A 10,518-nucleotide genomic window follows, 5' to 3' on the forward strand; every position below is an offset into this window, starting at 1 on the left:
CGCAGAAGTGAGAGTCAATGTGTTTACCTTTCGCGTGAGACCCCACTGTAAACTTGCTGATCCCTCTCAAGTTCGACGTAATTCAGCATTCGAAAGATTTCAGAAACAGGAACTATAGTGCCTTCTAACATTTCAGGGCCGCCATCTCGGATCTGAGCAGAAGCCTGTTGCATCGCGGTGATCGACGCTCTGAGGAGGTGGTTGGCCCAGATTACGGCCGAGAACCCGTTATCTTCAAGCAACTTGGGAGTGACTTTGTAAGTCGTGGGAACAATTACTAGGGGGCATGTGCCGCGCCAAGCCTGGGCAAAGGCAACGACTTCATCCGCCACTTTCTGCTTCGAATGAACCAAGATTGCGTCAGCGCCCGCTTCTTCATAGGCGTAGGCTCTATCAAGCGCTTCGTTTAGACTCCTTTCCGCCACGAGTGCCTCTGTCCGGGCCACCAATACAAATTCCTCATCCACTAGTGCGTCTTTAACAGCCTTCAAAATTCCTGAAAATACATCGACATCTGCCAAAGGCTGCCGAGAACCTATAAACGAGTTCATTTTCGGGAATTGTTTGTCCTCCAAGCAGATACCTTTTGCCCCTATTTTTTGCAGTTTCCTGCTAACACGTCGAGCGGTGTTGAAATCACCATATCCTGAATCCCCGTCGACCAATATCGGTAATTTTGTAGCGTCCACCATTTGGTTCACGACCTCGGCTATTTGGGTCCAAGACGCTTCATTGGCGTCTCGCACGCCCAGAGACGACGAAATTGTCAACCCAGAAGCCCAAATCCCACGAAAGCCGGCCTCCTCTACAATGCGTGCTGAAAGACCGTTATGTGCCTCCAAGAAAATTGTTGTTTCGACAGAGCGGATATCTGCCAACAGAGAAGGCTGCTGCTTTTCGGCGTTCGTATTAAGATTCATTTCAAATCCTCTCTATTCGAATTAGTTTTTTGGGGCCCGACCTGCTCGAAGACATCAACGATTGAAGTTCGTTAAGCTTTGCAAATTGATCTCAACGAGTTGCAGAAAAGACGCTCGGTCATGTTGCCAGGCCACTGATACTGCGATCCGCCCGGAGCAACCCACCGATCAAGGAGAGCTCCTAGGTTGATAGGGTCAAGGCCTAAAGTGGAAGAGAACTTAGTCTCGAAAATTGAATCGATATGGAAACTAACCCAGGCGAATATCTTTGCGAATTCTCTGTTCGACAAGTAAAGCGATAGCGCTACCAGGTCTGAACGCTCAAGATTTCTAAAAAGCATTGCTAGGTCGAGAAATTTTTTGACGCTGACACCCGTCCATCGGCTAGTTGATGCATCCGGCTTTTCAAAGAATGCCTCCCGATAAAGGTGAAGCGCGCAATCGATAAGGTGAAATACGGTCCCGGCTGCGAATAGCGGCTCATTAGTCCCCTCCGCTTGAGCGAAAGCATCGCTCAAAATCGACTGATGCAGCTCTTCAAATCCTGTTCCTTCCCATCCCATTTTAAATGCGAGATCAAGCTTAACAGCCGGCAGAAAACCGTTCCCGGTAAGCCGAACAAGGGGTGGGTGGTGAGTTGGATAAAGCTGAAACATTAATTCTTGGCGTCGGTCTAGGCGGTTCACCTCCCCGCTTCTTCGGTCAAAAACTCCTCTGACATATCCAAGCGCCGATAGGCATTGTTCAACTTCTTTCCTTTGATGATAATTCACGTAAAAATCTACATCTTTGAAGCTGCGCATAGCAGGGTCTGGGTAATATCGATAAGCGTAAACCGCGCCTTTTCTAGGTAAAATGTTGAGTCTTTGTTTCTTAAAGGCGAACATAATTCTAGCTATTTCCGCACTTAACGCTGCGTTTTGCATCGACGTTAAGAGTAGGATGTCATAGAGAACATCATTTAGTCCTGAGTCTGGAAGCTTGCCACGCTCAATTCCCATTACAAATCTGGAAAATATTGGCGAAATACCCTGTCGTACAGACTCGCGTAAGGTTTGGGCAACATCAACTGTCTCTAAATCGTCACCTGCCTCAAACATACTGTGCCCGTGGGCAAGAGCCTTGGAAAGGGCCAGCAACAAACTTTGTTCGTTCGTCATCTTTAAAATCCAACATGATCAGTTTGACCCCAAGCAAATGCAATTGTATAAGACATATCGAGAATGGCAACCGTGAGATGCGCGCTAATCGCGAATATTGAGCTAGCCGCCGATTTGTACAACGACAGGCGGCAGGATTCGCAGATTGCGCGCCTGTTTGAATAACGAACCAGCGGAGATTTCCCGCATATGCGCTTGTTCATAATTCCACACGCAGGTGGGTCCCCAAGTGCCTTTTCAGGGTGGGAACAATTTTTTCCTGTTCATGTGCAGCTACAAGCATTGGCGATACCAGGCCGCTCGAAGAACTATGCTGACCCTGTGGACATGAACGTCCAGCAGATGGCCAAGGATCTTGTTCGAAAGGTGATTGGCGATTTGAGCCCCGGAGAAGTCTATGCCCTGCTGGGGCATAGTTTAGGTGCACTCCTAGCCTTCGAAATGGCGTCGCTTATCGGTTCCACGGGGTTTTCACCACCAACATGCGTTATTGTTTGCGGGCACAGAGCGCCCGACTTGCCGATGTCACGCGACGAAATTCATACTCTTCCTGATCGTGAGTTTGATGTGGCGATTGCCTCTCTTGGGGGCATTCCCAGCGAGCTTTCGAGTTGCCCTGAATTTCTGGACTTAATACGTTCTACACTGAGGCGAGACGTACGCGCCGCGGAAACTTACATCCCAAGTTCTCTCAAGCCGATTGACTGTGCTCTCTACGCATTCGGAGGCGCTGAGGATTTTGATTTGACTTTCGAGGAACTGGATCGTTGGAGAAGATTCACAACCGGCCGGTTCGAGCTTCGATGGTTCGACGGCGATCATTTTTTCCTTCACCAGCGGCCACGTGAGTTCTCAGCCGTTCTCCAAAAACTTTTAATTACGTCCTCGGCTCAACATCGAAAGCCCCGTGCTTAACACTTGTACAAACCCGACGTTCATCTGTGCGTCTCAACTACCTACAATCCGGGAAAGCAGCCGTGCCAAGAGTGTTAATGGTGCTTTCAAGATAACATAACATAGCCAGGATGCCGGCTAACTTTTGTGATTTGGACATGACGATATACGAGGTTACTCTGACAGTTGAGAGTTCGGTCATACATATTGATCTTCAGCCAGGCTTAACGGACTTGACTTTGCGGCTACCCGCTCCGTTCGTGGTTAGTCAGAGAGAAAGATCGCCGACCTGGCAAATGTCGGTTTCGAAACTGGATTTAGCAGAGCGTTGGCCCGATAAGTCACGGGTGATTGGAATGTATCGGCCAGGTGGAATAGAACCCTTTCCATGGTTCATAGAGGAAATAGGCTCTGACTCGTCCTTAGTATGGCTTCTGGATGAAAACACGGGCGATCGCGCTCGAATGTTCATCAGTCAGAAGGATATGGCAATTTGCTTACAAATCGAACGCGCTGATTCCAAGTGGATTTCGCGGGTCATAAAACAGATCCTGAGTTCACGCCTGCTACTTGACGGATGGATACCCCTCCATGCGTCAGCTGTTTCCTACGGTGACAAAACTCTGGTTTGGGCGGGCCACCGCGGGAGCGGTAAGTCCACTCTTGCTTTTCTAGCTGCCTCGCTGAAAGGTGCCAAGTTTCTCGCTGACGACATCGTTTTTGTTCGCCAGCTTGGACCACAATGGGACGTGATAGGCTGGCCCGGACGTGTCGCAGTGAGACGGGCGCTGTTGCAAGAGGTGTTCGGTCTGGAGCGAGTCGCAAAATTCGAACCTGAACTAAGACGGGGCATCGCCTCGGACCGAACTCACCCCCGGGGAGAGCGCTTAGCGTTCGATCCTGACGAGGTGCAGAAATATTTGGAAATAGCGTATTGCGGACACTCGACCGGCCGTTTGCGGATCGCCAATATTCGGCCCGTCCCCGCTTGTTTTCAACATGTGAATTCCCGGCTTGGAGACTTACGTTCGGAATTCGAGGCAACCGGTTTTGACAGACGCTATCTAGTTGATCCGTTCCGCCTATTTTCTATCCCTGAGATTACGTCGCCGATCGTTGAGGGGAAAGCTGAGGCACTCGAAATAGAAGAGTTAGATGTACCTTACAATGCTTTAAGTGCTTTCGAGGACCTTTGGGCTTTCATGCTGCGAGGAGAGTAGAATTGGCGATCCGGTGCATAGCTCTAGACTACAGCGGGACTCTGGCGTTTCCATCTAAGTCGCTAACCATTGAAGATGTAATCAATGTTTGGCATCAGATGGGAGAGAAAATAAGCGAATCCATGATCGCTGATCTAAGTACGTTATTTAACGCGTCTGTGCTCAAATACTCATGTTTTGGGGGAGTACATGCTTGGGACGAGCTTCTTGAGCCGTTGACCGCAAAATACTCATTGGGCGTGAAATACGATGAGTTTTCTGAGCGGCTTTGGGCGTCTTCGCCGGACAGTCAAATGCACGATTCGGCAGTTCAGGTGGTGAGAGCCCTTCGCGAAAAGGGGTACAGGCTTTTTTTAGCTTCCAATACCAGACGCCCTGCCTCCTCCAGACTCAGAGCTTTAAAGCAGAGTAACGCGTTAGATTTCTTCGAACGAACCTTTATTTCATCGACACTTGGATTTGGAAAGCCGGACCCGGAATTCTACAAATTGATAGTACAAGCAGGCAATTGCCTACCTAGGGAGTTACTATTTGTAGGAGACTCCCTAGTTCGAGATGTTATCGAACCTGTGAAGCATGGCATGAACGCTGTCTGGTTAAACGGTAGAAAGAGACCTGGCCGGGCTCCTAAGGACATACCCGAAATCGATGATGTCTCACAGCTGCCCGCCTTGTTGGAGAAAAACCAGTGGCAATAAACCCTAAGGGCAGAATCAAGTTCAGCGGGGGCGAAATAACCTTATGTCCTCCCGCAACGCGAGCTGACACGCAATCCGATGTGTTTAGTATTTTGAGCCCAGGTACCGAACGGAGACAGCTAGCAAGTACGAAACACGAGGCTGATCGTTATGCAGGCTACATGAACATTAAACTCTCACGTGACGGCGTCGGAGTGTTAGAGCCCCTACCTCACGGCTCACAGGACGCAATTATTAACGACCGTTCGCTATTTATCAAGCATGCACTATCGGTGGAAGTTATCGCTGCAGCACGATTTCAACTGATTGCTGCAGTGGGCTTGGCGCTGATGCAAAAAGATCTCAGGACTACGTCTATTGCGGTTTTTGGCTCCGGCCCCGTGGCAATCGGGTGCGTTTTAGAGCTACGCCGCCTCGAGGCAACGGACATCAAAGTTGTTACAAGAAACTCCAAATATATGGCAGCGCTTTTTCCAGACGTTCCGATCGTTCCGGCTCTTCGGACAAGAAGCGCTTCGGTCGTAATAGACTGTGCGGATCGAATATCTGACGCACTAGGGGCGATCAAAGCAGGTGGCCGGTTAGGAATTCTCGGAACTCCCTCCGAGGGTGCTGTCATTGATGCGCTAACCGTTCATCGGCAAGCCCTGACTGTTGTTGGAATGCATGAACTGGCGCCGCCACCAGTCACGTACCGCCAGACTTTTGCTGACGTTACTGACTGGTTAGCTTTTAGTCACTATAAAGAATCCTTGCATCAGGCAAGTGCTCTGATTGATGGAACAGATGCACCCGGAGTTTATGCAGAGCTTCGAAATCCTTTCTCCCGAAAGCTTCCGCCGTTCGTCATTTTTTGTTGGTGAAAGTGATGCACGCACCATTAGGATTTTACAGTATTGGGCTCGCCAACATTAATCTAAAGGCTTTAGCGCGGATAGCAAAAGACCACTCTCTCCCGTTCATTCATCTGCGGGGCGGGCAAAGGGGATATGATTTTGCGAGTTGGACAGAGCGGAAACTTGAAATGCTTCCGGGTATCGCAAACCTACTGCCACCCGTCACGGTAGTGACGACAGAAATAGATATTACGGACTCGTCACTATCGTTACCAGTGCAGAACCCACCTGATAACTTATTGCGCCTTTGCCATGCGGCCGACTTGTTTGGGGCCAACACATTGCGGTTGACAGCTAGAGGCTACGTTTCCTGCAATAGTTGGACGGAACTTATCCACCGATGGGGGTCGGTGACAAATAAAAAGTTCGTAGTAGAATTACATGATCCGTTGTGGTTCAATCCTTCCGCCGCCGCGACTTTCGTGAAGCGCTGCGAAAGAGCATTCATAGGAATATTGATCGATAGTCAACAGGTTAGCCTGGCCTGCCGTCAGTTCGGCGTTGTCCAAACTGAAGAAGCGTTAGCGATCTATGAGCCGATTGTCCGATTCGCTCACGTCACCGATCCGGGATCAGGCCTCACAAGTCCTGGCACGAAAATGGTATTTAATCTTATCGCGAATGCGCGGGCAGTACATCCGATAGAAGCTGTCTTCGAATGGACAGGTGCTGACAGATCCCCGGAGCGAGCAACGATGGCATATGCGGTCGCCGCGCAAGTTTGGGAAAACTTTTGGGAGCGAAAGGACCTCAGTTAGATGACCCCGCTACTTAGTCCAGAGTTTACATCAGGCATAGAAAAAGTGCTTGCCAACCAATACGGTTTTTCGGACGCGAAACTGTCGCGCCTTAATTTCGGCGAGGGAGGTTACAATTTTAAAGCGGTCGGCAACGGCTACACGGTGTTCGTAAAGCAATACGTCCAACGCTCAAACCTCGGAGCCGAAAACGAGGCTATTGAAGCTACGGAATTGGCGCGTCGCTCCGGGGTACCCACCCCCCAAATTATCGAAAACAAATTTGGTCACCGGATAGACAAATCTACAAACCATTCTTTGTCTGTCTGGTCTTGGATAGATGGCGAAGTGAAAAAGCGTGGACTTGAGCAGGTGCATTATCGTGAGATTGGTGAAGTTCTCGGCCGCATCCACCGAACCTTTGCCAATATAGCGCAAGCCAAATCGTCACCTCAAAAAACAATTCGATGGTTTGACATCTCAGTGACAAACCTGCGAACGGAAATAAGCTCTCTTGAGAAACGCGTTTCCGAAAAGATAAGAAATGGTTTCGCCGAAGATTTTGACCGAAATGCGCTTCTACAACTCGCCACGAGGCGAACGCAGCTGGATGAGTTATTGCCTCTGTTACAATCTCTTCCGCCCCTCACTTCACAGGTTCTGCATGGCGACTATAGCCTTGTGAATATTTTGTTCTCTTCGGGACGCTTGGCTGCCGTAGTAGATTTTCGGCCGCCAGAAGCGTTTCTGATCGCATACGAGCTTGGAAGAATTGCTTTCTATCCTAACACAGTCGAAGGTACGAACGATTGGTTGGATTATGCTAGGTTGGTAGTAGAAGGATATTGTACGACGAACCCTGAGGTCAATCCAAACGATATAAGGGCATCAGCGCGTGTTGCACTAATCCAGCTGCTGAAGAGCCTGTACGGGATCAAAGAGCACTACAATGGCGGTGGGCTTTTGCAAGAAGAGCTGGATGAGTTTTGGCGTTTGCGGCATATCGCCGCCACCAAATTGCTAAGAGATATCGATCGAGCCGATCGAGTCATGTCTGAGATTTCAAAGCAGCTATAGCGGATCGGCGATAGAAGATGTGGAAGGTGATGACTTCGGGTATAGAGGTTCAGGCATATGGATTGCCTCTCACGGCCTTAGTCCGTCTTGAGCTTCGGAAGCGCGTACCGGCAGCAGCAATCACTGAGTTTCCCGAGCAAATGAAGCCGAGGTCAAAATCCAGCGTCCTCGTGGCTGGAGCGACCTCCATTATTCTAGACCCACTCGTGTCTCCATCCGACATTCGTCGTGCGTCACTTGCGCTAATTGCAAAGGAGGCCGCGAAAAGAAGTATGCTGCTAGTCCATGGTGTAGCCGTTGAGTACAACGGATTAGCTGTTTTACTAATCGGTCCTCACGCCGCAGGAAAAACAACGGTGAGCCTAGAACTAAAAGCGCGCGGTTGGAGAGTTCTCGCAGGGGATACCGTAATACTGTCACGGAAGGGCGAGATACTTGCGGGATCGAGAGCTATTTTAATAAGAAAAGACGATTTTGGACCACCCTCCCTGCAGGTCGAGGCTGAGAACTTAAGTTTTGCCCCAGACCGTTGGGAGCTTGAGGAATGCGAAGGCGGCCCATACCAAGGTGTCAAGATAGTTGCAATCGCAGATTTGCAAATTGGCCCGAAATTTAAGGCGGAAACAATACCCTATCACGAGGCAGCTACCCGACTTTTTGAAGCCGCGCAACGGATCTTCGATAGATCAAAAAAGAATCTCTCCCCTGCAACACAAAAGGGAATTGGGGCATTAGACAAGGGGGTGATCGGCGAGTTGACCGGAGCGATAAGTTTGAGCTGCGACGGGGTGCGTTGTCTCGGAGACCCGGGCCTTATCGCAGATGCTCTTCACGGGTTAGCCTACAAGACATCCTCAATGTATTCCATCTAAGTTTAGTTAAGCTGGCGGACAAGACAAGCTATTCCAGCCGACAGCACAGATGAAGACCTGAAAGCAATGCTTGATGCTCAGATTCGTAAAATTGAAGGTCAGATCGAGCGTGTCATCACCCAAGAGAAAACTCTCGCCGATGAGGCAATGCGTTTACGTCCCATTCGTAAGCGACAAGCTTAGCCCGTTCAGGCCAGAAGCTGTACGGTCGTGTCGTCCCCGCGCAGACGCTCGGCGGCAAGTACATGGGAACATATTAAATCGTGGATGGGTTGCAGCTCAGTGTAAGCGCTCAGCTCATAGTTTTGACTGCTTCCCGAGGAAACCTGCCTTCTTTATCAACGCTCTCTGCGGATGCCGCCGCGACCACAGCAACTGCTTTAAGATCAGACTTATCACCAATCCTTGTGTAAGACCGGTCATATGCCAGTGGTTGAATACAGAAATTAGAAGTGTACCCTCAGCGCGGCAAGTCTCTCCTGAGTCGACAGAAAAGGCTATTTAATTGTCCCGCATGGATGAACAAGATCCCGTGCTAGGCGCTTTAGCGTCGAGCTTTGTGAACCAACAACGCCAGGCATTAGGCATAGTTGTTGGTTTCGTAGACTCTGGCGGGACGAAGTTTGCCTCCGCCGGCCAGTTCGCCAGCGACGACAACCGGCAACCTGACGAGGAGACAATATTTGAAATTGGTTCGGTGACCAAGGTGTTCACGGCTTTTCTATTAGCCGCGTTAGCCGAAGATGGGGTCGTGGACTTGAGGGCGCCTATTCGCAGTCATTTGTCGCCTGAGATAGTTCAGAAGGTTCAAAATATAGCGGAACTCACGCTTGCCGATTTGGCGACACATCGGTCTGGCTTACCTAATATGCCCAGATCTCTTTCTCCACCGACGCTAATCGGGCCCTTCGCGGAGTATTCACTTCACGACCTGCACAATGATCTTAAAGATGGGGTTCGAGTTGGAAAACGGAGGCTATATTCAAATTTTTCTTATGCAGTACTTACTTATGTTTTGGAATCAGTAACCGGCCTAGGATATGATCAACTTTTGAATCAGTATTTCACTCGAAAATTATTACTAAAATCTACAACCCTCGATCCTATCGGGCTCCTTGGACTCATCCCTGGACACACAGCGACGTTCGATCCTGTGCCTCGTTGGAAGTTCGGCCTTTTTGTAGGATCGGGGGGGCTTTATTCAACTGCTTCAGATTTGGCGGTAGTTTTACGTGCCTTACTTGGATTAGAGGCGGCGGCGCCAAGTTTTATGGTTTCTCCCAGCGAAAAGGTGTCTCCTCTGGGTGTCGGCGCTAGGGCATGCTGGATGTTCCCTTCAATCCATAAGAACAGCGTTGCTTGGCAGGCGGGAAAGACTGGAGGATATGCAAGCTTCATTGGAGTTGATCCAACTTTGAAAAAGGGTGTAGTGGTTTTGGCTAATACTGCGCTAAGACATGGCATCGATGAGTTTGGGAGGCTCCTGCTTGATCAGCGCGCTCTGCATACCACTCAGAACCAGCACCGCCATGCATCCATTCGCAACTTTGCAGTTAGTCAACTTGTTGGAAAGTATGGATCTGCGAATTTAAAGATTGAGGTATCAGTAGTTGCAGGCGTGTTAAATGTTCGCTTTAATAATTTAGAGACTGTGCCAATACCTGAAGTGAGTGGATTCCGGTTTTACCTTTCGTCTCTCCAAGCCGAACTAACCTTTCATATTGGCGATGGTGGAGATTGTTATGCAGTCACACTTCATCACGACGGGAAAAATTTCTTATTGCCCGCTACGAGGGCATTATAGCCATCCATTATGTATGAGAAACGTCGCTTACAGCAACCTTAGCTTGCTTGAACTAAATTTGATCTTGACAATCGGCTGCAGATGACCAACCCTTAGGTTGAGTTTAGAGTGAGATCCACACGACGGGTTTGGGCCTGCAGCCAGCCTACGGGACATCAATACGATGCACCCCCCTAGTCGTCGACAGCGTGGTCGCCGTTGCAACATAGGTCGCGTTTAAGTGGCCGCAATTTTCTCTTA

General features: G+C 49.6%; 10 protein-coding genes. 8 read left to right on the plus strand and 2 right to left on the minus strand.

Annotated features, from left to right (window positions below):
- Positions 1-23: 23 nt before the first annotated feature.
- Both aepX and RMR21_RS25680 read right to left on the minus strand, forming a co-directional pair.
- Complete coding sequence (gene aepX, locus RMR21_RS25675; protein ID WP_498672829.1) at positions 24-920, minus strand: phosphoenolpyruvate mutase; 897 nt, start codon at positions 918-920, stop codon at positions 24-26.
- Between the two features lie 71 nt (positions 921-991).
- Positions 992-2,080, minus strand: a complete 1,089-nt coding sequence (locus tag RMR21_RS25680) for a nucleotidyltransferase family protein (protein WP_498672831.1) — start codon at positions 2,078-2,080, stop codon at positions 992-994.
- A gap of 189 nt (positions 2,081-2,269) precedes the next feature.
- On the opposite strand from RMR21_RS25680, the gene RMR21_RS25685 reads away from it, so the two are divergent.
- The 8 genes from RMR21_RS25685 to RMR21_RS25720 all read left to right on the plus strand — a co-directional run bounded on the left by RMR21_RS25685 (position 2,270) and on the right by RMR21_RS25720 (position 10,278).
- Entirely contained in the window at positions 2,270-2,995 is a 726-nt protein-coding gene (locus tag RMR21_RS25685; RefSeq protein ID WP_498672833.1) for a thioesterase II family protein, read from the plus strand.
- A 137-nt stretch (positions 2,996-3,132) separates the two neighbouring features.
- Positions 3,133-4,194 (plus strand): hypothetical protein, encoded by a 1,062-nt coding sequence (locus RMR21_RS25690; RefSeq protein WP_498672835.1) that lies wholly within the window; start codon positions 3,133-3,135, stop codon positions 4,192-4,194.
- Positions 4,195-4,196: 2 nt separating this feature from the next.
- A complete protein-coding gene (locus RMR21_RS25695; RefSeq protein WP_498672837.1) occupies positions 4,197-4,892 on the plus strand; it encodes an HAD family hydrolase in 696 nt (231 codons plus the stop codon).
- Positions 4,893-5,053: 161 nt separating this feature from the next.
- Positions 5,054-5,755, plus strand: coding sequence for a hypothetical protein (locus RMR21_RS25700; protein WP_498672838.1), 702 nt, complete (start codon positions 5,054-5,056; stop codon positions 5,753-5,755).
- Positions 5,756-5,760: 5 nt separating this feature from the next.
- Positions 5,761-6,546, plus strand: coding sequence for a hypothetical protein (locus tag RMR21_RS25705; RefSeq protein WP_498672841.1), 786 nt, complete (start codon positions 5,761-5,763; stop codon positions 6,544-6,546).
- Complete coding sequence (locus tag RMR21_RS25710) at positions 6,547-7,602, plus strand: phosphotransferase (protein WP_498672843.1); 1,056 nt, start codon at positions 6,547-6,549, stop codon at positions 7,600-7,602.
- 17 nt (positions 7,603-7,619) lie between these two features.
- Positions 7,620-8,474, plus strand: coding sequence for a hypothetical protein (locus tag RMR21_RS25715; RefSeq protein ID WP_498672844.1), 855 nt, complete (start codon positions 7,620-7,622; stop codon positions 8,472-8,474).
- 514 nt (positions 8,475-8,988) lie between these two features.
- A complete protein-coding gene (locus RMR21_RS25720) occupies positions 8,989-10,278 on the plus strand; it encodes a serine hydrolase domain-containing protein (protein ID WP_498672846.1) in 1,290 nt (429 codons plus the stop codon).
- Positions 10,279-10,518: the final 240 nt, after the last annotated feature.

Source organism: Agrobacterium sp. rho-8.1 (genome assembly GCF_033957725.1).
In the GTDB taxonomy this organism is placed as follows: Bacteria; Pseudomonadota; Alphaproteobacteria; order Rhizobiales; family Rhizobiaceae; genus Agrobacterium.